Origin of the sequence: Sneathiella chinensis (assembly GCF_012720115.1) — a bacterium.
Lineage (GTDB): Bacteria > Pseudomonadota > Alphaproteobacteria > Sneathiellales > Sneathiellaceae > Sneathiella > Sneathiella chinensis.
Map to the genome: position 1 here is coordinate 743,231 of NZ_VNWN01000002.1, position 23,683 is coordinate 766,913.

Genomic DNA, 23,683 nt, shown 5'->3' on the forward strand with positions numbered 1-23,683 from the left:
GGAGTTCAAAAAATGCCAATTTATAACGCCCCTGTAAAAGACATCAAATTTGTCCTGAACGACCTGCTGGGTCTGGACAAGATGACGAACCTGCCGGGTTTCGAGGACGCCACGCCGGACATGGTGGACGCCATTCTTGAGGAAGGCGCCAAGATGATGGAAGGGGTTATCCAGCCCCTCAATCAGGTGGGCGACCGGGAAGGCTGCACATGGAAGGACGGGGAGGTTACAACCCCGACCGGTTTCAAGGAAGCCTATGACCAGTATCGCGAAGGCGGCTGGATGGGTATTGATGCCGATCCGCAATATGGCGGACAGGGTTTGCCGCATGTGGTGGGGATCGCCCTCGCCGAGATGATGAGTTCTGCCAACATGGCCTTTGGCATGTATCCGGGCCTGACCCATGGTGCCTGTGCCGCGATTTCCAAGCATGGAACAGACGAGCAGAAACAGACCTGGCTGCCGAACATGATCAGCGGTGAATGGACCGGGACCATGAACCTGACCGAGCCCCATTGCGGGACGGACCTCGGCCTGATGCGGACAAAAGCGGTCCCGCAGGAAGACGGCTCCTACAAGGTGACCGGGACCAAGATCTTCATTTCCGCCGGTGAGCATGACATGGTCGATAATATCGTCCATTTGGTGCTGGCGAAAATTCCGGGTGGCCCGGACGGCATCAAGGGGGTTTCCCTGTTCATCGTGCCGAAATTCATTCTGGACGAGAACGGCAATCCGGGAGCCCGCAACGGGGTTTCCTGTGGCTCGATCGAGCACAAGATGGGTATTCACGGCAACTCCACCTGTGTGATGAACTATGAGGAGGCCACGGGCTATCTTCTTGGTGAGGCGCATAAGGGAATGCGGGCCATGTTCACCATGATGAATGCCGCCCGTCTTGGTGTGGGTATTCAGGGTCTCAGTCAGGCGGAAGTTGCCTATCAGAATGCGGTGGCCTATTCCAAGGACCGGTTGCAGGGACGTTCCATTTCCGGCGTCAAGGAGCCGGAGAAGGCTGCGGACCCGATTATCGTGCATCCGGACATCCGGCGGAACCTGCTGATGTGCCGGGCCTTTACCGAAGGCGCGCGCGCCCTTGGCCTCTGGGCCGGATTGCAGGTCGATCTGGTGGATAAGCACCCCGATGCAGACGCCCGGAAAGCGGCGGATGAGGCCCTTGGCCTGCTGACGCCTGTGATCAAGGCCTATTTCACGGATATGGGGTTCGAGCTGTCTGCCACGGCCATGCAATGTTACGGCGGCCACGGTTATATCAGCGAGTGGGGCATGGAGCAGTTCGTGCGCGATGCCCGGATCACCCAGATTTATGAAGGTGCCAACGGTATTCAGGCGCTGGACCTTGTCGGGCGGAAACTGCCTGCCAATATGGGGCGGGCGCTGCGCCAGTTCTTCCATCCCGTTGATGCGTTCCTGCAGGCCAACATGACCAACCCGCAGTTGAAGGATTTCATCCTGCCGCTGGCCAAGTCTTTTGCCAAGTTGCAGCAGGCAACCGTCCTGATCGGGGAAAAGGGCATGAAAAACCCGGACGAGGCAGGAGCCGCGTCAACGGAATATTTGCGTATGTTCGGTCTGGTGGCGCTGGGGTATTTCTGGGCGCAGATGGCGAAGATCGCTGCGGAAAAACTGGAAGCGGGAACGGATGATCCCGAGTTTTTCAAGACCAAGCTGGTCACAGCCCGGTTCTTCTTTGAACGGATGCTGCCGGATGTTTCCTCGCTGCTGGTGAAAATGAGCGCCGGGGCAAAAACAATGATGGAGCTGGATGCGGACGCATTCTAGTTAAACGCGTATTGAGCTGGCGGCGATATTAGTAAAGACTGGTATCGTCGCAGCGCTCATAACGCGAGTTTTTTGTGTCCAGAAATTGACAAATTGTCATTTTCTTAAAATATCATAATAATTACAATACTTTGAGAGGGAATAGGGATGATACCGCGCACCATATTCAGTGAAGAGCACAATATTTTCCGCGAATCCGTCCGGCGGTTTTACGAGGAACATATCACCCCGTATCACGCGCAATGGGAAAAGGACGGGCAGATCAGCCGGGAAGCCTGGCGGGAAGCAGGGCGTCAGGGATTGCTGTGTATGCCGATCCCGGAAGAATATGGCGGTCTTGGTGCGGATAAACTCTACAGTATCATCATGATGGAAGAACAGGCCCGTGCCGGTGCATCCGGCCCCGGCTTTGGCCTGCATTCCGAAATTGTCGCCCCCTATATCCTGCATTACGGCACGGAAGAGCAAAAGAAAAAGTATCTGCCGAAACTGGCGACAGGGGAAATGATTGGCGCCATCGCCATGACCGAACCCGGCGCCGGTTCTGACCTGCAGGGGATCAAGACCCGGGCCATTCGCGACGGGGACGAGTATGTGATCAACGGTTCAAAGACCTTCATCACCAACGGTTTCATGTCCGATCTGGTCATTGTGGTCACCAAAACCGACCCGGAAGCCGGCGCCAAGGGAACAAGCCTGTTCCTTGTCGAGGCGGGCACCAAGGGATTTGCCAAGGGGAAGAATCTGGAAAAACTGGGCCTGAAGGCACAGGATACGGCAGAGCTGTTCTTTGATGATGTCCGGGTCCCGGCCAGCAGCATGCTGGGCGGAGAGGGACAGGGCTTTTTCTGCCTGATGAAGGAACTGGCGTGGGAGCGCCTGCAAATTGCCATCGGGGCAACGGCCACTATGGAAGCCATTCTGGACGAAACCATTGAATACACCAAGGAGCGTAAGGCCTTTGGGCGCAGTATCATGGATTTCCAGAATACCAAGTTCAAGCTGGCGGAATTGAAGACCGAGGTCCAGATCGCCCGTGTGTTTGTTGATAAATGTATTGAGGAAGTATTGAAGGGAGAGTTGGAAGTTCCGACCGCTGCCATGGCCAAATACTGGTGTTCCGATCTGGAAAACAAGCTGATCGACGAATGTCTCCAGTTGCATGGGGGGTATGGCTATATGTGGGAATATCGGGTGGCCCGCGCCTATGCGGATGCCCGTATTCAGCGGATTTACGGCGGTGCCAACGAAATCATGAAAGAAATCATCAGCCGTTCACTCTAGGGCGGTCAACAGGAGGAAAAAATGACTGAAGCATTTGTTTATGATGCCGTACGAACCCCGCGTGGTAAGGGGCGCGCAAGCGGTTCATTGCACGAGGTGACGCCGATCAATCTGGCGGTTGCCTCCCTGAAGGCCATTCAGGAGCGGAACGAACTGGATACTTCCCTTGTTGACGATGTAGTCCTTGGCTGTGTTGAGCCGGTGGGTGAGCAGGGCGCGGTGATCGGCCGTGTTGCGCCGCTTCATGCGGGATACGCGGAAACCGCGTCCGGTGTTCAGATCAACCGTTTTTGTGCATCGGGGCTTGAGGCTGTCAATATGGCAGCAGCACAGGTCATGTCCGGCCAGAGCGACCTGACGATTGGCGGCGGTGTTGAAAGCATGTCACGGGTGCCCATGGGGTCTTCCGGCGGGGCCTGGTCGGCGGATCCGCAGGTGGCTTTCCATACCTATTTCGCGCCGCAGGGAATTGGTGCGGACATGATCTGTACCAAGTGGGGCTACAGCCGCGATGACGTGGATGCCTATTCCGTTGAAAGCCAGAAACGCGCCAAGCATTCATGGGACAACGGGTATTTCAAGAACTCGATTGTGCCGGTAAAGGACATGAACGGTCTGACCATTTTGGATCATGACGAGCATATGCGCCCGGAAACCACCATGCAGTCCCTTGGGGCGCTGGACCCGTCCTTCGTCGTTCAGGGGCAGCAATACGGGTTCGACAGTGTCATTCGCCAGCGTTACCCGGAAGTTGAGGAACTGAACCATGTGCACCATGCGGGCAACTCGTCCGGGATCGTGGATGGATCAGCGGCAGTCCTGATTGGCAACAAGGAAGCTGGCGTAAAAATCGGCGCCAAGCCACGGGCCCGGTTCCGGTCTTTCGCCTCCATCGGTAGTGAGCCGTCCATCATGCTGACAGGTCCCAGCTATGCGGCTGAAAAGGCCCTCAAGCGGGCGGGCATGACTGCATCCGATATCGACCTTTGGGAGTTGAACGAGGCCTTCGCCGGTGTGGTTCTCCGCTTCATGGATGTGATGAATGTTGATCACAGTGAAATCAATGTGAACGGCGGCGCCATTGCCATGGGCCATCCGCTTGGGGCGACCGGGGCCATGATCCTTGGGACCGTTCTGGATGAATTGGAACGCCGCGACCAGAATACGGCACTGGTGACCCTGTGCGTGGGCGCCGGTATGGGCACTGCAACCATTATTGAACGTGTATAAGGAGCGGGAATTACAATGATTAACTACTCAGTAGACACGGACGGTATTGCAACCATTAGCTGGGATATGCCGGGCAGAAGCATGAATGTGCTGAATAATGACAGCATTCCCGCCTTTGCCGGTGCCCTTGAAAAAGCCATCGGGGATGACGCCGTCAAGGGGATCATCATTACCTCCGGCAAGCCGGACTTCATTGCCGGGGCGGATCTGGAAATGCTTCAGGGCTGGAAGGGCGCTGAAGAAATGTTCCAGAATGGCATGGAACTTCAGATGATGTTCCGGTCCATCGAAAAAGCCAAAAAGCCGGTTGTGGCGGCCATCAACGGCACGGCGCTTGGCGGCGGCTTTGAAATCTGTCTGGCCTGCCATCACCGGATTGCAGCGGACAACCCCAAGGCCAAGATCGGTCTGCCCGAGGTGAAAGTCGGACTGCTTCCGGGCGGCGGCGGCACCCAGCGCCTTCCCCGTCTGATCGGTATTCAGGCAGCCTTGCCGCTGCTGCTGGAAGGCAAGCATCTCAGCCCTGAAAAGGCCCTGAAGGCGGGTATGGTGAATGCGGTTGTCCCGGCCAATGACCTGCTGGCGGAAGCCAAAAAATGGCTGCTGAATGCCAAGCCTGAAGATGCGGTGCAGCCATGGGACAAAAAAGGGTTCCGCCTGCCGGGTGGTATTCCCATGAGTCCGGGCGGGATGATGACCTTTACGGCCGGAAACGCCATGCTGCGCGAGAAAACCATGGGGAACTACCCTGCGGCCCTGAACATCATGTCTTGTGTGTATGAAGGGTGCTGTGTGGATATCGATAATGGCCTCAAGATTGAGACCCGGTATTTCGTCAAGACCTGCGGGACACCGGAAGCCAAGAACATGATCCGGTCCCTGTTCTTCGGGATTGGCAATGCCAACAAACTGGCCAGCCGTCCGAAAGACATCCCGACCCAGACCTTTACAAAGGTTGGTGTTCTGGGGGCCGGCATGATGGGGGCGGGGATTGCCTACTCCACCGCTGTGGCCGGTATTGATGTGGTGTTGATCGATCGGGATCAGGCTGCCGCCGATAAAGGTAAGGCCTATTCGGAAAAGCTGCTTCAGAAAGCCGTTGGTCGCGGCCGGATGAGTCAGGAAAAAGCCGAGGCGGTTCTTGGCCGGATTACGGCAACCACCGATTACGCCTTGCTGGACGGTGCGGAACTGGTCATTGAGGCCGTGTTCGAGAACCGGGAGATCAAGGCCGATGTAACCGGAAAGTCCGAGGCCGTGATTGCCGAGGATGCGATTTTCGCCTCCAACACATCGACCCTGCCGATCAGCGGTCTGGCCGAGGCCAGCAAGCGCCCGGCCAATTTCATCGGTCTGCATTTCTTCTCGCCGGTGGACAAGATGCCACTGGTGGAAATCATCTGCGGCAAGGAAACCTCTCAGGAAACCCTGGCCCGGTCCATGGACTATGTGAAGGCAATCCGCAAGACGCCGATTGTGGTCAATGACAGCCGCGGTTTCTATACCAGCCGGGTTTTTGGCACCTATGTCAACGAAGGCATTGCCATGCTGGCGGAGGGGATCAATCCGGCCCTGATCGACATGGCAGGCAAGATGTCCGGCATGCCGGTGGGGCCGCTGGCCCTTGCCGATGAGGTGGCCATCGACCTGATCTACAAGGTTCGCAACCAGACCCGTGACGATTTGGGCGACAAGTATATCCCGTCTCCCAGTGATGCCACGGTAACCAAAATGGTTGAGGAGTTGAACCGGGTTGGCAAGCGCGAAGGCAAGGGGTTCTATGATTATCCGGAAGGGGGGAAGAAACATCTCTGGAAGGAATTGGGGACCCATTTCCCGCAATTGCCGGAAGACGAACAGCCTTCTGTCGAGGAGGTGATCAAGCGTCTTCTGTATATCCAGTCTGTTGAGACGGCCCGCTGCCTTGAGGAAAATGTGGTGACCACGCCGGAAGATGCCGATGTGGGGTCCATTCTGGGGTGGGGCTTTGCACCGTCCCGCGGCGGAGCAATCAGCCAGATCCATACAGTGGGTGTGGATAATTTCGTCGCTGAATGTGACCGCATGGCGCAGGCCTATGGGGCTCGCTTTACGCCGCCGCAGTTCCTTCGGGACATGGCGTCGAAAGGCGAGACATTCTACGCCGCGTGATCAGGATGACAGCCTCGTGATCCGGGGCTGACCGGGATCGGGAACGGCGCGGTGGGGGAGACCTTGCCGCGCCGTTTTCTGTATCCGTGAACCGGGGAAAGGGAAGGATGTGAACAGGGAGAACAGGCCAGTGCCCACCGCAAGCAAGGTGATTGTGAAAACCCGCCGTCTTGTCATTCGCGAAATGGGCGAACAGGACGCGGCGTTCATTCTGTTCCTGCTGACCCAACCCTCGTTCCTGAAATATATCGGGGATCGCGGGGTTCGTGATCTGGAAAGCGCACGGCTCTATATCCGGGATGTCCGGCTTCAGTACCAGATCAATGGCTGCGGGTCCTATCTGGTGGAGCGGAAAAATGATGGTGTGCCTGTTGGCATTTCGGGGCTGATCCGGCGAAAAGACCTGCCCCACCCGGATATTGGTTTTGCCTATGATCCGGCGTATTGGCGGCAGGGTTTTGCGTTTGAAGGGGCGTCGGCCTTGCTGTCCCATGCCAGAGACAGACTCGGGTTTGAGACTGTCATCGCGGTGACAAGCGATCAGAATACTGCCTCACAGGCGTTGCTGGAAAAGCTGGGGATGCGTTTTCAGGGGCGGGTGCGCCTTGGCCCCAAGGGGGAGGAAACCCGGCTTTACGGGCCCGCCCATCGGGAATAAGTGCCGGGGGAGTTTCGGTCCGGGCAGACCCGGACCGACTTGTGGTGGGCAGAGGTGCCTATAGCTGGTTGACCAGAAGGTTTTCTTCCGGCACGGCCATATATTCTTCCGGCAGGGGCACCGCTTTGCGAAGGGCCATGTCAAAATAACAGCCGAGAACGGTGGTCGTGCACAGGATTTCGCCAGTGTCATTGTTCATCAGGTTATGCCCGAACACGAAGTTCTTGGGCATACGGTCCACAAGGGCGCTTTTGAGAACAATGGATGTGGCGGACTTGATCGGGCCGTGAAACTCGGTGTAGTAGTCGAGCGCCGCAGACCCCAGATTGCGGGCTTTCTGCATTTCCCGGGTCATGCCCACATGCCCCATGATATGGCCCGCCGCGTCAGAGAAACGGCCGACGATCTGGCGCCAGTCCATGGTGCCATAGGCATCACATTCCCATTCATCCACAGCGGACCGGTTGGTTTCGAACATATGGTCGAAATTCCGGGCGGGCAGAATAACCGTTTTCATGGGGGCAGGCTTGTATTGGTCGGCATGATCGTCGATCAGGTCCGTCGCCGCCTGTCTGACATCCGCCGGCAAGGCGTGTGTCTCGCCCGTATCCAGGTCTTGGTAATCGGCGGTAAATTCATAAACCCCGGACAGTGCGCCGCTTTTGGAATTGAACAGGTGGGTAAATCCGGTGATGGTGTCGCCGTCTACCGCACGAATGCCGGAAAAGCCGTGCATCAGCCCGCCAACATGCATTTCCGCCCGATACTGGATGCGAAGGGTGCGATAGCGAAGCGCCTTTCGGTCTTCCCGGATACGGGCGGGGGACAGGCCAAGAGCATTTTGCAGGTGGCTGAACGCGGCCGATGCCTTGGACATATAGAACTGGACGTTCATATGCTGCATCTGGTCCCGTTCCCAGGATTCAACCGCCCCGCGATAGCCGGGGATGAGTTTGGTGTTCATGACGGTCATTATGCGGCCTCCTCGATGGTGCCAAGTTCGGCCAGTTTGGCGTGAACTGCCGTATCCAGCGGGATCGCCGTGCGGGCATCCAGATCCATATAGGCCGCCGTCACGACACATTCATAGGCCAGCACATTGGTTGCGCTGTTGAACAGTTTGTGGTGGAAGGAAATCGTCTTGTTGCTGGATTTCAGGACGCCGCTTTCCATATGGATGATGTCACCGGCCAGCAGTTCCGCATAATATTTGCTGTTCTGCTCCACGGCGGCCAGACCGCGGCGCGTTTCCGCTGCCTCTTCGGGGTCAACACCAACGCTTGTCATCATGGTGGTCATAGCCTGGGCAAGGCAGGCATTGTAAAAGGTTACGTTCATGTGGCCGAACAGGTCACACTCGTTGGACAGAACATGCCCCCGGTAGCTTTCGATATATCCGCTCATTGTCGGGAAAATCCTCAAACTTGTTCTTGTTCTTTTTTCTGATAAAGCCTTTGTAGCATCTGTTTAACATAGCGGTCGATCATTTCTTGAGGCTGCGCCCCCATGATGGCGGCCCGCCCGGTCGCCGCCATGAGAAGGGTCCCCAGAAAATAGGTGGCGGCATCCAGTGCTTCCGTTTGGGCGGTTTCCGCATCGACGCCGGTTTCCTGATGGAGGGTATTGGCCATATGCCCAAAAAGCGTGAGAAGGCGCGAGGTAAGCCGGCTTCCGGCAGGCGAGGGCGGGCCGTCGGTTGCGGCCGGTGCCGGGGCCAGAAGATACCGACCGAGCGACAGGTCCGCCGGATTGCGCCCATAATAGTCCAGAAAGCCGCGCCCCAGCCGGTGGATGCGGGCGGGGCCGTCCGCGCCTTTCTTTTGTGCGTCCTTTAGCGCCGCCAGAAGGCGGGCAAGGGAAGCGGCCAGTAGGTCGGCGTGTATTTCCTCTTTCGATCGGTAATAGGCATAGGGGGCACCGGTGGAATATCCGGCCTCTTTCGCGATGGCGCGCATGGTGGTGCCTTCCATACCGTGCTGCTGAAACAGGTGGCTTGCCGCTTCCAGAATGGCCTGTTTCTTGAAAGCATGCAGGTCATCCCTGCGCTGTGCCGGTCGCGGCATGTCCATCCTTTTGCTCCTGCCTCTGCCAGTTCTGATTAATGTGTTCATATAAATGAACGATGTTCAATTAAAAAAGCTGGAGAGGGGCAGGAATTTTTTTCGACGGGTTTCCGTTTTTGCGGCGTTGAAGGGATGTCTGTAATTTGAAAGGACTGAAAATGAAGAAATCTGTACTCACCGCAACTCTGGCGCTTGCCCTTGCCTTGCCGGTGGCGGCTTACGCCGGGGGTGGGCATCATGGGGACGGCCATTCACGTGTGGACCGCATGTTTGAGCGTTGGGATACCAACAAGGACGGCAGGTTAAGTCAGGCTGAAGTTCCGGACGGGAGACACAAGTATTTCTCGCGATTTGACTCGGATAAGGACGGTGAAATCACCTTGTCCGAGGCACGCGAAGCACACGAAAAGATGCGGGAAGCACGCCTGGCACGGTTCATGGAAAAAATCGACACCGACAAGGACGGTAAGGTCAGTGAGGCGGAATACACATCATTCGCGATGGAGAGATTCAAATCGGCTGATAGTGATTCTGACGGCGCCCTTTCCGTAGAGGAAATGAAGAATTTCCGTAAATCCTTCGCCCATAAGGGCAAGGGCGGCGAGGCCAAGCAGTAGCGTATCCGGTTGCGTCTCCGGGGGGCAACAGCGGTTGTCCCCCGGTATTTTTTGGCTAGATGCCCAATTGACGGGATGCAAGATCCCGCATGATTTCCTCGGCGCCGCCGCCAATGGCGTTGACGCGCACTTCCCGATAAATCCGTTCCACTTTCGGGCCGCGCATGAACCCGGCACCGCCCATGATCTGGACACCTTCGCGGGCGCAAAGCTCCATGGTCTCGGTCGCCTGATTTTTCAGCATGCAGATATCCGCCACGGGTTGCTCCCCCCGGCTGATGCGCCAGGCCACGTGATCCAGATAGGCCTGCGATGTATTGATGGCCTGTGCCATCTGCACCAGCTTGTGCCGGACGACCTGTTTGTGGGACAGGGGGCGTCCAAAGACCATCCGTTCCTTGGCATACTCCACAACCTCATTGAAGCAGGTGCGGGAGGCGGCGATACAGCCGGAGGCCATGCCAATCCGTTCCGAGTTGAAGTTTAGCATGATGGCCGGAAAGCCTGCATTCTCGGCCCCCAAAAGGTTTTCGGCCGGAACCCGGCAGTCATCGAAATAAAGTGCCGCCGTATCCGATGCCCACCATCCCATTTTTTCAAGCGGGGTTCGGGTAAAGCCGGGTGTGTCCCGCTCGATCAGCAGTAGGGAAATGCCGCCCATGCCGGGCTCCCCGGTGCGGACCGCAACAGTGTAAAGATCGGCACGCATGCCCGAGGTGATAAACATTTTCGAGCCATTAACCACATAATGGTCGCCATCCCGGACCGCTGTGGTTTGCAGGTTGGCCACATCCGATCCGCCGGACGGCTCGGTGATGGCAAGGGCGCTGATCATCTCCCCGGCCAGAATGGGGGGCAGGTATTTTTCCTTCTGTTCGTCGTTGCCCACATTCCTGATGGGCGGGGCCCCAATGGTGTGGCTGAGCAGGCTGGCGGTCAGGCCGCCCGCCCCAACCCGGCCCAGTTCCTCTGCGCCGACCATGGCATGGAACAGGTCGCCGCCGGTGCCGCCATATTCTTCGGGGAAGCCGATCCCCAAAAGGCCAATATCGGCGGCCTTGCGATAAAGATCGCGGGGGAAGGTTCCCGCCTCGTCCCACGCGCTGACATAGGGCTCGATTTCCTTTTCAATAAACCGGCGAAGAGAGGCCCGGAAGGCCTCGTGTTCCTCTGTCAGATAGGGGCTGGGAAGGCGTTCCAGTAAATCCATTTTCCTGCTCCTCAGTTGGGTTCGATTTCGACAAGAAGGGCACGGGTTGCAACCTGCTGATCCCGGTTGGCCCCGATGGCGGTGACAATGCCGTCCACGCGGGACGTGATTTCATGCTCCATTTTCATGGCTTCCAGACTGGCAACGGTTTGTCCTCTGGTCACGGTCTGGCCAACCGTCACATGAATATCGACCACCCGGCCATTCATGGGGGCCATGATCCGGCCATCGCCGCCGGATGCCTCGTTGCCGGCAGGGGCCAGCGTGATATCTGCCGAGCAGAATTGCGCCTCACCATCCCGGAGGAACAGGGCCGCCCCGTCAAAAGCGAAGTGGGCCGTGCGCCTCAATCCATCAATTTCATAGCGGATGGCACTGTCTGTTCGGTCCAGAACGGTCAGTTCAAGCGCCTCATCCCCTTGCTGGATGTGGAACCTGTCCGCACCCGCAAGTTTAACCAGAAGGGTGGTGCTGTCTTCCTCCACCATCAGCGTGACGGGAGAGGACAGGGCACCGCTGCTGTCCCAGCCATCGGTTGCCGACCCCTGTTCATGACGCCGCTGAAGAAAATGCAGGGCGGCAGCAAGGGACAGCGCGGAAAAGTCTGGCTTGGCTACCTCCCGGCCCGCTTGCGGCAGATGGGTGTCGATAAAGGCCGTGGTCGCCCCGCCTTCCTGAAAAACAGGATGCTTGAGACAGTCCAGCAGGAAACGCCGGTTGGTCACCAACCCAAGGTCCAACGTGTCCTTCAGGCTGGAAATCAGTTTGCGCCGGGCATCTTCGCGGGTCTGCCCATAGGCAATGACCTTGGCGATCATGGCGTCATAGTGGGGGGTGACCTCGAACCCGTCCTCAAGTCCGTGATCCGTTCGAAGCCCGTCCCGCGATGGCGTTCCCCATTTCAGGAGGGTGCCGACCATGGGCAGGAAATTCTTTGCGGGGTCTTCGGCATAGAGGCGGGCCTCAATGGCATGACCGGTCAGGGTAACATCCGCCTGTGTCGCGGGAAGGTGTTCGCCGCGAGCGACGCGCAACTGCCATTCCACAAGGTCGTGACCGGTAATACATTCCGTGACGGGATGCTCTACCTGCAGGCGGGTGTTCATTTCCAGAAAATAGAACTCCCCGGTTTCAGACAGCAGGAATTCAACCGTCCCGGCACCGGAATAGTTGATGGCCTCTGCGGCGGCGACGGCCGCCGCTCCCATCCGCTGACGTAACTCTTCACTGACAGCAGGCGAGGGGGCTTCCTCGATCACTTTCTGGTGGCGTCGCTGGATCGAGCAGTCCCGCTCCCCCAGATGGAGGACATTGCCGTGGGTATCGGCAAAGACCTGAATCTCGATATGACGGGGCCGGATGACGGCTTTTTCAAGGATCAACTCGCCAGAGCCAAAGGCGTTTTCCGCCTCCGAACGGGCGGCGATCAGGGCTTGCGGCAATTCTTCGGGGCGGGCGACAAGTCGCATACCCCGCCCCCCGCCGCCTGCTGCGGCCTTGACCATGACGGGAAAGCCGATCTCGGCCGCTGCGGCAATGAACCGGGCGTCCGACTGATCTTCTCCCTCATAGCCGGGGACACAGGGGACCCCGGCCTTGATCATGCGGCGTTTGGCTTCGGCCTTGTTTCCCATCAGGGTGATCGCCTGCGGGGAGGGGCCGATAAAAACAAGGTTGTTATCGGCGCAGGCCTGCGCAAATTCGGCATTTTCCGACAGGAAGCCATATCCGGGATGCACGGCATCGGCCCCGGATTTCTTCGCGGCCTCGATGATTTTCGCGGCCGAAAGATAGCTTTCCCCCACCGGGGCCGGGCCGATGGCCACGGCCTCGGTGGCCATTTTGGTGTGCGGGGCCTGACTGTCCGCCTCCGAGAAAACGGCAACGGTGTCATAGCCCATGACCTCTGCGGTGCGGATAACCCGGCAGGCGATCTCCCCCCGATTGGCGATCAGGATCTTTGAAAAATCCGACATCACGGCCTAGCCTCTCTGTTGTGCGGGGAGGGTATCCATATATTTGCAGATGATGCCCAGCATGACTTCATCAGCGCCGCCGCCGATGGAGGCCAGACGACCATCCCGATAGGCACGGGAGACGGGGGTTTCGTTCATGAAGCCCATGCCGCCGAAATATTGCAGGCAGGCATCGGACACTTCCCGTTTCAGGCGTCCGACCTTCAGTTTCGCCATGGAGGCCAGCATGGTCACATCCTGACCCTTCACATAGTCGGCGACCGCCCGATAAGTGATAGAACGCAGGCATTCCACTTCGGTTTTCAGTTCAGCCAATCGGAAATGGATAACCTGATTGTCCAGCAGCGGTTTCCCGAAGGCCTGACGCTGGCGGGTATATTCGATGGTTTCGTCAATGGTGATGTCCAGACTTTTCAGGCCGGAACCGGCCGCCCACAGGCGTTCTTCCTGAAACTGCTTCATCTGGTAGATAAAGCCCTTGCCTTCTTCCCCGATCAGGTTTTTCCGGGGGACGCGCACATCCTCGAAGAAAAGCTGCGCTGTGTCCGATGACCGCATGCCCATCTTGTCCAGCTTGCGGGCCACGGTGATGCCCGGTGTGTCCATGGGGACAATGATCAGGGACTTGCTAATGTGGATGGGGCCGTCATTGGTATTGACCAGCATGCACATGAAGTCGGCCTGTGTGCCGTTGGTGATCCACATTTTCTGGCCGTTGATGATGTAATCATCGCCGTCAACACGGGCATAGGACTTGATCCCGGCAACGTCCGACCCGGCGCCGGGCTCGGAAACGCCGATACAGGCCACATAGTCACCGGCGATGGCCGGGCGCAGGAAATTTTCGCGTACATAATCGGACCCGAACCGGGCAAGGGCCGGTGTGGCCATGTCGGTCTGGACACCAATGGCCATGGGAACGCCGCCGCAATTGATTTCGCCGAGCGTTTCAGCCATGGCAAGGCTGTAGGTATAATCCAGTCCCATGCCGCCAAAGGCTTCGGGCTTGCAGACACCCAGAAAGCCCTTGTCGCCCATTTTCTTGAACAATTCATGGGCAGGGAAAATGCCGTCTTCTTCCCACTGATCCACATGGGGATTGATTTCCTGTGCGATGAACTTGCTGAGCGAGCTCATGAATTCCTTGTGTTCTGGTCCGTAAATCATTGTCTTCCTCCCGTTTGTTGTTTTTGTTACATGCGACCGATGCCAAAGGTGTTCTTATTGGTTTGTCGTGCATCGGCTTCCCCTGCGATGGACAGGCAATAGCTGAGGACCTTGCGGGTATCCCGTGGGTCGATCAGGCCGTCATCCCAAAGCCGTGCCGTGGCGAACAGGGCAGTGGATTCCTTGTCCATCCGCCGGATGATGCCCTGCTCCATCTGTTGAAGGGCGTCCCGGTCCGGCTCCTGTCCCATTTTCCTGAATTTTTCCTCGGTAACGATGGACATGACCTTGGCCGCCTGTTCGCCGCCCATGACCGCCACCCGGTTGTTGGGCCAGGCAAAGATGAAGCGGGGATCAAAGGACCGTCCGCACATGCCATAATTTCCGGCCCCGAAGCTGGCACCGATATGCAGGGTGAGCTTGGGAACCGTGGCATTGGTAACCGCCTGAATCATCTTTGATCCGTGTTTGACGATGCCTGCCTGCTCCGCCTCGGTGCCGACCATATAGCCGGTGGTGTTCTGCAGGAACAGAAGCGGGGTGCCGGACTGGCTGCAAAGCTGGATGAACTGGGCGGCCTTGGTCGCACCGTCCGCATCAATGGGGCCGTTATTGCCGATGATCCCGACGGGCTGGCCCTCGATCCGGGCGTGACCACAGACCGTATGGACCCCATAAAGTTCCTTGAAGGTCAGAAATTCGGACCCGTCCACGATGCGGGCGATAACCTCGCGCACATCATAGGGTTTGCGGTAATCGGTCGGTACCACCCCCATCAGTTCGTCGATGTCATACAGGGGGTCCTGATAGTCCCTTGCCGGGCGGGCCGGTCCGTTTTCATTCCACGGCAGGGCCGCCATGATCTCGCGGGCAATGCGAATGCCATCGGCATCGCTTTCCGCCAGATATTCCGAGACCCCGGAAACGGTGGAATGCATCTCGGCCCCGCCGAGGTCTTCGTCCGTGGCGACCTCGCCCGTTGCGGCTTTCAGAAGCGGCGGGCCAGCAAGGAAGACCTTGGCCCCGCCCCGCACCATGATGACATAATCCGACAGGCCCGGCTGGTACGCGCCGCCCGCCGTGCTGGAGCCGTGGACAACGGTGATCTGCGGAATGCCCGCGGCGGACATACGGGCCTGATTGGCAAAGCCCTGTCCGCCCTTGACGAAGATTTCCGACTGATACAGCAGGTTGGCGCCGCCGGATTCCACCAGATTGACCACAGGCAGTTTGTTCTTGAGAATGATTTCCTGTGCGCGCAGGCTTTTCTCCAGCCCCATGGGCGCAACCGTACCCCCCTTGATGGCACTGTCCGAGGCCAGCACCATACAGCGAATGCCGGAGACATATCCGATGCCGGCAATCAAGCCGCCGCCAAGGACATCGTCCTTGCCGTCATCGTCATGCATGCCAAGTCCGGCCAATGTGGAGAGTTGCAGGAACGGGGCCCCCTTGTCCAGAAGCAGGGCGATTCGCTGCCGGGGAAGAAGCTGTCCGCGTTTTTCAAACTTGTCCTTCTTGGCGTTAGAGGCGTCCCGGACCTTTTGTTCCAGATCCCGAAAACCGCTGATCAGGGTTTGCATGGCCTCCCGGTTGGTGCGGAAGGCTTCGCTGTTTGTGTCGATTTCAGACGTAATGACGGGCATATCCGTTTCCCTTTATCAGTTGTCGTCAGCGTCGCCGTTTTCGGCAAAGATGCGGGGCGTCACCGCCAGATGAAATCCGTTGAAGGGTTTGTTGTTGCTGTGATCCGGCATGGGCCAGTTGATGCGGATGTTGGGGGCGGCGCCATCCACTCGGATGCAGGAGCCGGATATAAAGGTCGCGGCCTCGGACAGCAGGTAAACGATGGCGGCGGAGATTTCCGATTCTGTCCCCAGCCGCTTGGCCGGCGTGTCATGGCGCAGGTTCACGATCTTGTCCTGATACCATTCCGGATAGGTGTCCATGCCCGAGGACATGATATATCCGGGGGCGACCGTGTTGACCCGGACACCGGCCGAAGCCCATTCAAGGGCGGCCGTCTCGGTGAAGCTGATCATGCCCTTGCGGGCGGCGCCGGAATGTCCCATGCCCGGCATGGAATTCCACATGTCCGCCACAATATTGACGATCGAGCCGCCGCCATTTTCCTTCATCCACTGGGTGTAGCATTCGCGGGCCACAAGAAAGCCGCCGGTCAGGTTGGTTTTGACCACGGCTTCCCAACCTTTCAGGTTGATGCTTTCAAGCGGGGCAGGGAACTGGCCGCCCGCGTTGTTCACCAGACCGTGAATGGCGCCGTGCTGTTCAAGGACGGAACTGACCATTTCGGCAACCGACTGTTCTTCGCGGATATCACAGGGGTGAAGGGAAACGGTGCCGCCCACGTCCCTGATTTCCGCTTCCACGGATTTCAGCTTGTCCATATTGCGTCCGACCAGAGCGACATCCGCGCCCAGGGCCACAAGTTCGTGGGCGGTACAGCGGCCGATCCCGCTTCCGCCGCCTGTAACGATAATCTTCTGTCCGCTGAACAGATCGCTTCGGAAAATGGAACGATACGTCATTGATTGGGCCTCCCAGACCAATTTATTGTTGTGTTTCCCTATACTCTTCTTACTTTTTGGCTTTGTTAGAGAACACTGTTTGACAGCATGGTAGGTGACGTTTACGTTAACGTCAAGAAGGTTGGCTTGATGCTTTTGACAACAGCCTGCCAACTTGGAAAAACAGGAACAGTCAGGCCTGAAAGGAACTGAAATATGGCGACGCTGGAAGAAATTACGGAAACCCTGAAAGACCGGATTGGCGAGGATTGCGGTCTGGGGGCGACCCTGAAATTCGATTTCAAGGGGGATGGCTTCATCTTTGTGGACGCGGATACCGTCCCGAATGTGGTGAATAATGAAGATGCAGATGCGGATTGCACCATCAAGATCACCATGGATAACTTCATTGCCCTGACGCAGGGGGATCTGGACCCGACGACGGCTTTCATGATGGGCAAGCTGAAGATCGAGGGCAATATGGGCATCGCCATGAAGCTGCAGAGCGTGTTTGGCTAACGCGTCATACAGATTCGGAAAACGGGAAAAGGTGGCCCATTCGGCCACCTTTTTTCATGGGTTTTCGTGTTTTGAGCCAGATTTCCCGGTTTGGGAGCAAGAAAATCACCGGATTTATGCGTTTTGTCGAAATTTTCTCTGTACCTTTTGGGATCTACCCATTATGAAAGGCGCTTCGAATTTAATGTTGAACGGAACGGAGCTGGTCAAATGACAGCAAGATCTGCACGGCACGGCCGCAATCAGGGTGGCAAAAGCCGGAAAAAAGGTGGCGGCGGACGCGGCAACGGCGGAACAAAGAACTGTCGTTCGAATGCGCAGCGCACTGCACGTAAACTGACACTGAAAATGGGCCGTCACGCTGCCCGTCGCCAGTTGAAGAAAGTACAGGCTGCTACTCGCGCTGCGAACGCTGCGCAAGCTGCCTAATCCTTTTTCAAGGAATCAAAAAAAGCTGCACCGGGACACCGATGCAGCTTTTTTTGTGCCTTTTTTCGGGGAAATGTCAGTCCCGGGCCGGTTTGGACCGTAACGCGTCCTGTGGTTTGGCGGGATGAATGTCCGTGGATTGCCGGTTGCGGGAAGGCGCAGGGCGGGGCGCGGCCTTGTTCTGTTCCCGGATGGTCTGCATGATCAGACTGGCAAGCGAGGAGGCGCGAAGATTTCTGACAATGACCATGGCAGACCTGTTTTTCTGTTAATAATGAAACTGACAATCATTATTAAATAAGAAAAAAGAGTCGTTCGTCAATCTAAAACTGACCCGATCGGGATGCTTTTGCTCAGAGGTTACTCGGGAGCGGTATAGCGTTCGCCCACATTCTCGAAACCGGTGTCATATCCCCAGCCATCCCGCTCTGCGGCGAGAATGATATTGGCGCAGGCCCGAGAATCGGACAGGGCGTCATGGTGGTCAAGATCGAGCCCCAGGAAATGTGCCACATTGGGCAATTTTGTCGGGCGGATTTCCCACATGCTTCGGGCCAGTTTCACAGTGCAGACAAACTCTGTCTCCGGGGCGTTCAGGCCATAGGTGTCGCAGCAGCTTTTCAGGACCTTTGAATCAAACCCGGAATTGTGGGCCGCCAGAAAGTCGATGCCGTCGAAGAAGGGGGCGATTTCCGGCCAGAGCGCCTGGAAAACCGGCTCGTCTTTCACATCCAGCCAGGTCAGGCCGTGAATATGGGTGAAATAGAATTCGGGGGTTGGCGGTTGGATCAGCCGGGCTTCTTCGGCGACGATAACGCCATTTTCCGCGCGAACGAGGCCAATGGCGCAGGCGCTGTCAGAGGCGTAGTTGGCGGTTTCAAAATCGATTGCAAGAAAAGTGCTCATGCCCGGAGCATAAAATAAAACTCCCGGAGGGTCACCCCGGGAGTTTCGTAAAAAGCAGGTCTGTTGTCGATTGGCTGCAGATGGATTAGCCAGCCTTTGACGACACCTTTTTACGGGCTTCGAATTTTTGCCGCTCTTCTTCCACCAGTTCCTTCTTGGACAGCTTCCCGACCAGTGTTTTCGGAAGTTCGGGGCGGAACTCTAGGGCGGCAGGCAGTTCATGCTTGCCAAGCTTGTCGGCCAGAAATTCCCGCAGGCTTGCCAGTGTGAATTCGGGCTGTCCCTGTCTCAGTTTGACAAAGGCCTTGGCTGCTTCTCCGCGATATTCGTCGGGAATTCCGACCACGGTGACTTCCTCAACGGCGGGATGCTCAAAGATGGCTTCCTCGATGATGCGGGGATACACGTTGAAACCACCGGACGTGATCATGTCCTTGGTGCGATCAACAATATGCATATAGCCGTCTTCATCCAGATACCCCGTATCCCCGGTCAGGAAGAAATCGCCAACAAAGGCCTCGGCCGTGGCTTCGGGCTTGTTCCAGTATCCCTTCATCACATTGGGGCCCTTGATGGCAATCTCGCCAATTTCGCCGACAGGCATGATTTTGGTCTTGTCGGCCACATCAAGGATGCGGATTTCAATGCCGGGTGCGGGAACCCCTGCGGCCCCCGGAACAACCTTGTCGGTCATGGGGGTGGTGGTGCCGGACGGGGACGTTTCCGTCATGCCCCATCCTTCCAGAAGGCGGCAGCCGGTGACGCGCTGGAAATGCTCCTGAACTTCAAGCGGTAGCGGCGCCCCGCCGGATGCACAGAATTTCAGGGAACTCAGGTCGTAATTGGCGACGTCCGGATGGTTGGCAATGGCCATATACATGGTTGGGACGCCGGGGAACACGGTGGGCTTTTTCTTGTCCAGATCCTTCATCACGTCAATCAGTTCAAACTTGGGATGCAGGATCAACTCGTACCCACCCGAAATCCCGAAGGTCATGTTGACGGTCAGGGCATAGATGTGGAAAAGCGGCAGAACCGCCAGAACCCGTTCCTGCCCGTCGATCAGAACCCCGTCGTCGCCCTGCTGCATGGCACGGAGCTGCTGGCAGGCGGCAACCAGATTGCGATGGGTCAGCATGGCCCCCTTGGGCAGGCCCGTGGTGCCGCCGGTATATTGCAGAACGGCAACGCAATCGGCCGGGTCCTCTACAGGCACCACGCTGCAGTTCCCGTCATTGTTCAGCAGGGACTTGAAGGTCACATGCTTGTCATCCTTCGGGATGGAGGCAATTTCCTTGGCGCGGACGATGGGGTACAGCAGGTTCTTGGGGAAGGGAAGGACTTCTTTCAGGTTGCCCACAATCACTTTCTTGAGGCGCGAGCGTCCCAGAAGGCTGCCAATATTCGGATACAGGGCCTTCACGTCCAGCGTGATCATGATATCGGTCTGGCTATCCTCGATCTTGTGGAGGAGTTCCCGTTCCGCATCGAGCGGGGAATAGTTTACGACCGTTCCGCCCGCTTTCAGGATGGCAAAGAAGCAAATGATGTAGTGAGGGCTGTTGGGCAGATACAATCCGACATGAACGCCTTTCTTGACGCCAAGCTCCTGTAGCCCCTTGGTGGCCCGGTTCACCATATCGTCCAGTTCCGAATAGGTGATTTTCTTGTCCATAAAATCGATGGCAAAATTGTCCGGCCATTTCCGGACGGTGTCATCCAGAATGCTGTAGACCGGTTTGTTCTCGATCTCGATTTCCCATTTCACGCCGGCCGGATAGGACTTTTCCCAAGAAAAATCTGACATCTTTTCCCTCTAAAAATAAAGCGTTCCCTATATTATTCTTTTTATGTACACGTTACGGTGATCGGGCAACGCGGTCAAAGAAAATCGCAAGGGGAAATTCCCGGTCTGCCAATGACGGGCGTGCCGTAAGATCTGTTTCCTTCAAGTTGTTGAAGGGATTGGGGTTTTCTCCTTTTCTCTCAGCCTTTTGCGCGGCGTAGTCCGTCGAGGCAATAGGGAAAGCCGCTTGTCTGTCCGGCGAGAAAAAGCGGTTCCATGACCCGATCGGACAGGAAGACGGATTAGTCTGTCATGCGTAAAAGTGTGAAATTTTCACATTCAGACGTATGATTTAATCCGCAAACCCGTCTGGACCCGCCCCGCAGATGATAACGCCGGTTTTTTCGTTCTTGGCTGGCTGGTAAGTCCCGCTTCTAAGCGCCGCGATGGCCGCGGCGGCGGCAAGCTCTGTTGCAATGCCACAGGCCGACCACAGCCATTTCGCGCTTTCCTCCATCGCCTGATCCGAAACCAGAAGAATGTCGTCGACGTGACCCGAGATGATCTCCAGATTGAGGGGGGCGGAGCATCGGGGGGCCAGTGTGCCAGCCCGCGTTGCAATCCGCTCCAGCGTGACCAGTTTTCCTTCCTTCAGGCTGTCATGGAGCGTCGGGGCGCCCTCGGCCTCAATGCCGATGATGCGGATATCAGGGTTGATCAGTTTGGCGGCCGACGCCACACCGGCGATCAGGCCCCCGCCGCCGATGGCAACCAGCAGTGTATCCAGTTCCGGGGCCTGCTTCAGAAGTTCAAGGGTGATGGTGCCTTGACCTTCAATAACCGTTTTATCGGCAAAAGGATGGATATAGGTCTTGCCCTGCTCCCGCTCGGCGGCAAGGGCCAGGGCATTGGCATCGTCCCAGACGGCACCTTTCACGATGACCTCGGTCGCGATGGTTCGCAGTTTGTCGATTTTGCCTTGCGGGGTGTTTTCGGGCAGGTGGATGGTGGTGGGCGTCCCGGTGATGGTGCCGGCGGTGGCGACCCCCATTCCGTGGTTGCCGCCGGACGCCGTCACAAGGCCCCGTTCCAGTTTTGCGGGGTCAAGGCCCAGAACAGTATTCATGGCGCCCCGTATCTTGAAGGACCCGGAGACCTGAAGGTTTTCAAGTTTGAGCGTGACCGGCAAGCCATTGTCGAGGGTCACGTCCAGCGTTGGGGTGCGGCGGATGTAGGGGGAGAGGCGATCGAGCGCCGATGTAAAATCCACCAGTGAAAAATACTCGTTCATAGTCGGGGTATATCGCTTATTTCGCAAGAAAGGGGTTGAAACTGTCTGGAGTATGCCTCTCAATAAACGGGTAACGCAACCGCAGAGAAGAAAGAATAAAAATGGCTTTCGAGACACTGGACTTTACCGTTGAAAATCACATTGCCCATATTCGCCTGAACCGCCCAGCCAAACTGAACACCCTGATCATGGAATTCTGGCAGGAAATGGTCGATGTTTTTGCTCAGATTGAGCAGACACCGGAGGCGCGGGTTGTGGTGATCTCGTCAACCGGAAAGCATTTTACCGCAGGGCTGGACCTGTCCGCTTTCGGGTCTCTGGCCGCGGAAATGTCAACAGCATCCGATCCGGCCCGCATTCGGGAACAGATGCGAAACAATGTGCAGGAGATGCAGGAAAGTTTCACAGTGATCGAGAAATGCCGCCTGCCGGTGATCGCTGCCGTGCAGGGGGGATGTATTGGCGGCGGGGTTGATCTGATATCCGCCTGTGACATGCGTTATTGCACGGATGACGCCTTCTTCTGCATTCAGGAAATCAATATCGGCATGACGGCAGATGTGGGAACCCTGCAGCGGTTGCCGCACCTGATCCCGTCCGGGCTGGTTCGCGAACTGTCCTATACCGGGCGCCGGATGCCTGCGGATGAGGCCCGCGAGGCCGGACTGGTCAACCGGGTATATGGCTCTTTGGATGCCATGATCGCGGGGGTGATGGAAATTGCCGCCGTCATTGCCTCGAAATCGCCGCTTGCAATTCATGGCACCAAGGAAATGCTGAACTACACGCGGGATCACAGCGTGGATGATGCGCTAAACTATATGGCGGTCTGGCAGTCTGGGATGTTTTTCTCGAATGACCTGTTCGAGGCCGCCGCCGCCAATAGTGAAAAGCGCCCGCCGGTTTTCGAGAATTTGCTGCCCCCCAAAAAGCTGGTGCGCCGCAAGCCCTGATCTTGGGCGGGCCCGTTGAAGGCCGGGGCGTCTTAGCGCCCCAGAACCTTCCAGATGCCGTCGGCGGTCAGCACAATGCGGTCGCCGGCGTAAAGTTCGCCGCGAATGAACACAACGGACACGCCCTGCCGGGTGATATGGCCCTTCATTTCCAGCCATTCGCCGGGTTTCGCGCTGGAAACGAAGTCGAAATTCAGGCTGATGGTGGCGCAGGGCTTTCGCCCGGTGGCCCGCCAGACCATCTGGCCCAGCGTTTCATCCATGAAGCTCATCATCATGCCGCCATGGATGATCCCGTTGGCATTGCAATGGGTTTCATCCGCGAAAAAGCCGAACCGATAGAGGTCCTCATCTTCCTTCTTGAAGTAGAGAGGCCCGATTTTTTCGGGGAAGCGTTTGGGGGAGTGATATTTCCGGAACCCCTCCGGAATGGAAATGTCTGACATGGACCCTACCTGTTTTTTGGCAGGCAGGGTATGATGTTTTTTCATTCGTAGCAACAGCCTTGACGGGAGGGGGAAGCCGGGCGGTAGCGGGCTTCCCCGTCCGCTTATTCGGTTGCGTTGAAGCCGTTTCGTTCCGCATTGGAAAGGCAGTCGGAAAGGTCCGAGTAGCCTTGAGTGGAGGCCCCGACGATCCGGCCATTGGGGGCGGTGCGGCGCCAGCGCCATTTGCGTTTGCGCGGGTCATCATCCTGATAGAATTCCCACTTGTCGTTCTGTCCCTTGCTGCTCATTGTCTTCTCCGTGTTTCGGGTGATGGGACAAGGACGGCTTGCCGGTGCGTCTGTGAGCCGGAATTCCGTATTATTTGGCAAGACCTTGTAGTAGGCTTTTCGGATGCAGGCTTGGGGGGTGTTTGGGATGAAAAGTTTTGAAGTGTCGATTGATGAGATTTATGTTCCCGCCGGAAAGCGAAAGGCCATCAGCCCTGAACGGGTTGAGGCGTTGGCCGCAGACATCCTTGAAAAGGGGCAGGTGACGCCGGTTCAGGTCAGGTTGGGCAAGGAACGGTATGTCCTGATTGAAGGGGGCCACCGGATCGAGGCCCTCAAGGCCCTTGGCGAGGACATTGTGATTGCAAGGCTTGTACAGGCAAGAAAGCATTAAGGC

Annotated in this window: 24 protein-coding genes; 10 read left to right on the forward strand and 14 right to left on the reverse strand. The window is 57.2% G+C overall.

Annotated elements, in window-relative coordinates:
• The first annotated feature begins 12 nt into the window (after positions 1-12).
• The 5 genes from FQB27_RS03575 to FQB27_RS03595 all read left to right on the forward strand — a co-directional run bounded on the left by FQB27_RS03575 (position 13) and on the right by FQB27_RS03595 (position 7,126).
• On the forward strand, positions 13-1,803 hold the full coding sequence (locus FQB27_RS03575; RefSeq protein ID WP_169559481.1) for an acyl-CoA dehydrogenase C-terminal domain-containing protein: 1,791 nt from the start codon (positions 13-15) through the stop codon (positions 1,801-1,803).
• A gap of 147 nt (positions 1,804-1,950) precedes the next feature.
• Positions 1,951-3,087: an acyl-CoA dehydrogenase family protein gene (locus FQB27_RS03580; protein ID WP_169559482.1), complete on the forward strand. Its 1,137-nt coding sequence runs from the start codon at positions 1,951-1,953 to the stop codon at positions 3,085-3,087.
• Between the two features lie 21 nt (positions 3,088-3,108).
• On the forward strand, positions 3,109-4,317 hold the full coding sequence (locus FQB27_RS03585) for an acetyl-CoA C-acetyltransferase (RefSeq protein WP_169559483.1): 1,209 nt from the start codon (positions 3,109-3,111) through the stop codon (positions 4,315-4,317).
• A gap of 15 nt (positions 4,318-4,332) precedes the next feature.
• Positions 4,333-6,468, forward strand: a complete 2,136-nt coding sequence (locus FQB27_RS03590) for a 3-hydroxyacyl-CoA dehydrogenase NAD-binding domain-containing protein (RefSeq protein ID WP_169559484.1) — start codon at positions 4,333-4,335, stop codon at positions 6,466-6,468.
• A gap of 130 nt (positions 6,469-6,598) precedes the next feature.
• Complete coding sequence (locus FQB27_RS03595) at positions 6,599-7,126, forward strand: GNAT family N-acetyltransferase (RefSeq protein WP_206374262.1); 528 nt, start codon at positions 6,599-6,601, stop codon at positions 7,124-7,126.
• Positions 7,127-7,184: 58 nt separating this feature from the next.
• Here the strand turns inward: FQB27_RS03595 and FQB27_RS03600 are convergent, their stop codons facing one another.
• The 3 genes from FQB27_RS03600 to FQB27_RS03610 are packed head-to-tail and all read right to left on the reverse strand — an operon-like array spanning position 7,185 to position 9,195.
• Entirely contained in the window at positions 7,185-8,099 is a 915-nt protein-coding gene (locus FQB27_RS03600) for a thioesterase family protein (RefSeq protein WP_169559485.1), read from the reverse strand.
• Positions 8,099-8,530: an acyl-CoA thioesterase gene (locus FQB27_RS03605; protein WP_169559486.1), complete on the reverse strand. Its 432-nt coding sequence runs from the start codon at positions 8,528-8,530 to the stop codon at positions 8,099-8,101. Before FQB27_RS03605 ends, FQB27_RS03600 begins: the two co-directional genes overlap by 1 nt.
• A 14-nt stretch (positions 8,531-8,544) precedes the next feature.
• Entirely contained in the window at positions 8,545-9,195 is a 651-nt protein-coding gene (locus FQB27_RS03610; protein ID WP_169559487.1) for a TetR/AcrR family transcriptional regulator, read from the reverse strand.
• 152 nt (positions 9,196-9,347) lie between these two features.
• Here FQB27_RS03610 and FQB27_RS03615 point away from each other — a divergent pair, with 152 nt between their 5' ends.
• Complete coding sequence (locus FQB27_RS03615) at positions 9,348-9,806, forward strand: EF-hand domain-containing protein (RefSeq protein WP_169560056.1); 459 nt, start codon at positions 9,348-9,350, stop codon at positions 9,804-9,806.
• A 55-nt stretch (positions 9,807-9,861) separates the two neighbouring features.
• Here FQB27_RS03615 and FQB27_RS03620 read toward each other — a convergent pair whose 3' ends face one another.
• From FQB27_RS03620 to FQB27_RS03640, 5 genes are read right to left on the reverse strand one after another with little or no spacing between them, the layout of a single operon-like run.
• On the reverse strand, positions 9,862-11,016 hold the full coding sequence (locus FQB27_RS03620; protein ID WP_169559488.1) for an acyl-CoA dehydrogenase family protein: 1,155 nt from the start codon (positions 11,014-11,016) through the stop codon (positions 9,862-9,864).
• Between the two features lie 11 nt (positions 11,017-11,027).
• Positions 11,028-12,992, reverse strand: coding sequence for an acetyl/propionyl/methylcrotonyl-CoA carboxylase subunit alpha (locus FQB27_RS03625; RefSeq protein ID WP_169559489.1), 1,965 nt, complete (start codon positions 12,990-12,992; stop codon positions 11,028-11,030).
• A gap of 6 nt (positions 12,993-12,998) precedes the next feature.
• Positions 12,999-14,159, reverse strand: a complete 1,161-nt coding sequence (locus FQB27_RS03630; RefSeq protein WP_169559490.1) for an acyl-CoA dehydrogenase family protein — start codon at positions 14,157-14,159, stop codon at positions 12,999-13,001.
• 26 nt (positions 14,160-14,185) lie between these two features.
• Positions 14,186-15,805 (reverse strand): acyl-CoA carboxylase subunit beta, encoded by a 1,620-nt coding sequence (locus FQB27_RS03635; RefSeq protein ID WP_169559491.1) that lies wholly within the window; start codon positions 15,803-15,805, stop codon positions 14,186-14,188.
• A 15-nt stretch (positions 15,806-15,820) separates the two neighbouring features.
• Positions 15,821-16,708 carry an SDR family oxidoreductase gene (locus FQB27_RS03640; RefSeq protein WP_169559492.1) on the reverse strand — a complete coding sequence of 296 codons (888 nt, stop codon included), beginning with the start codon at positions 16,706-16,708 and terminating at the stop codon, positions 15,821-15,823.
• Between the two features lie 195 nt (positions 16,709-16,903).
• On the opposite strand from FQB27_RS03640, the gene FQB27_RS03645 reads away from it, so the two are divergent.
• Together FQB27_RS03645 and FQB27_RS03650 are read left to right on the forward strand one after the other, a co-directional pair.
• A complete protein-coding gene (locus tag FQB27_RS03645) occupies positions 16,904-17,206 on the forward strand; it encodes an SCP2 sterol-binding domain-containing protein (RefSeq protein WP_169559493.1) in 303 nt (100 codons plus the stop codon).
• Between the two features lie 210 nt (positions 17,207-17,416).
• Positions 17,417-17,635, forward strand: coding sequence for a hypothetical protein (locus tag FQB27_RS03650; protein ID WP_169559494.1), 219 nt, complete (start codon positions 17,417-17,419; stop codon positions 17,633-17,635).
• 76 nt (positions 17,636-17,711) lie between these two features.
• Here FQB27_RS03650 and FQB27_RS03655 read toward each other — a convergent pair whose 3' ends face one another.
• The 4 genes from FQB27_RS03655 to FQB27_RS03670 all read right to left on the reverse strand — a co-directional run bounded on the left by FQB27_RS03655 (position 17,712) and on the right by FQB27_RS03670 (position 21,618).
• Positions 17,712-17,885, reverse strand: coding sequence for a hypothetical protein (locus FQB27_RS03655; protein ID WP_169559495.1), 174 nt, complete (start codon positions 17,883-17,885; stop codon positions 17,712-17,714).
• Positions 17,886-17,995: 110 nt separating this feature from the next.
• The gene (locus FQB27_RS03660; protein WP_169559496.1) at positions 17,996-18,541 is read right to left on the reverse strand and encodes a 3'-5' exonuclease; all 546 of its coding nucleotides are present in this window, start codon (positions 18,539-18,541) and stop codon (positions 17,996-17,998) included.
• 85 nt (positions 18,542-18,626) lie between these two features.
• On the reverse strand, positions 18,627-20,348 hold the full coding sequence (locus tag FQB27_RS03665; protein ID WP_169559497.1) for a long-chain-fatty-acid--CoA ligase: 1,722 nt from the start codon (positions 20,346-20,348) through the stop codon (positions 18,627-18,629).
• 331 nt (positions 20,349-20,679) lie between these two features.
• Positions 20,680-21,618, reverse strand: a complete 939-nt coding sequence (locus FQB27_RS03670) for a pyridoxal-phosphate dependent enzyme (RefSeq protein ID WP_169559498.1) — start codon at positions 21,616-21,618, stop codon at positions 20,680-20,682.
• A 101-nt stretch (positions 21,619-21,719) separates the two neighbouring features.
• Between FQB27_RS03670 and FQB27_RS03675 the strand changes: the two genes are divergently transcribed.
• Positions 21,720-22,571, forward strand: coding sequence for a crotonase/enoyl-CoA hydratase family protein (locus FQB27_RS03675; protein ID WP_169559499.1), 852 nt, complete (start codon positions 21,720-21,722; stop codon positions 22,569-22,571).
• 32 nt (positions 22,572-22,603) lie between these two features.
• On the opposite strand, the gene FQB27_RS03680 is transcribed toward FQB27_RS03675, so the two are convergent.
• Complete coding sequence (locus FQB27_RS03680; RefSeq protein WP_169559500.1) at positions 22,604-23,017, reverse strand: PaaI family thioesterase; 414 nt, start codon at positions 23,015-23,017, stop codon at positions 22,604-22,606.
• A 104-nt stretch (positions 23,018-23,121) separates the two neighbouring features.
• A complete protein-coding gene (locus FQB27_RS03685; protein WP_169559501.1) occupies positions 23,122-23,307 on the reverse strand; it encodes a DUF1508 domain-containing protein in 186 nt (61 codons plus the stop codon).
• Positions 23,308-23,434: 127 nt separating this feature from the next.
• On the opposite strand from FQB27_RS03685, the gene FQB27_RS03690 reads away from it, so the two are divergent.
• Positions 23,435-23,680, forward strand: a complete 246-nt coding sequence (locus tag FQB27_RS03690) for a ParB N-terminal domain-containing protein (RefSeq protein WP_169559502.1) — start codon at positions 23,435-23,437, stop codon at positions 23,678-23,680.
• The last annotated feature ends 3 nt before the right edge of the window (positions 23,681-23,683 follow it).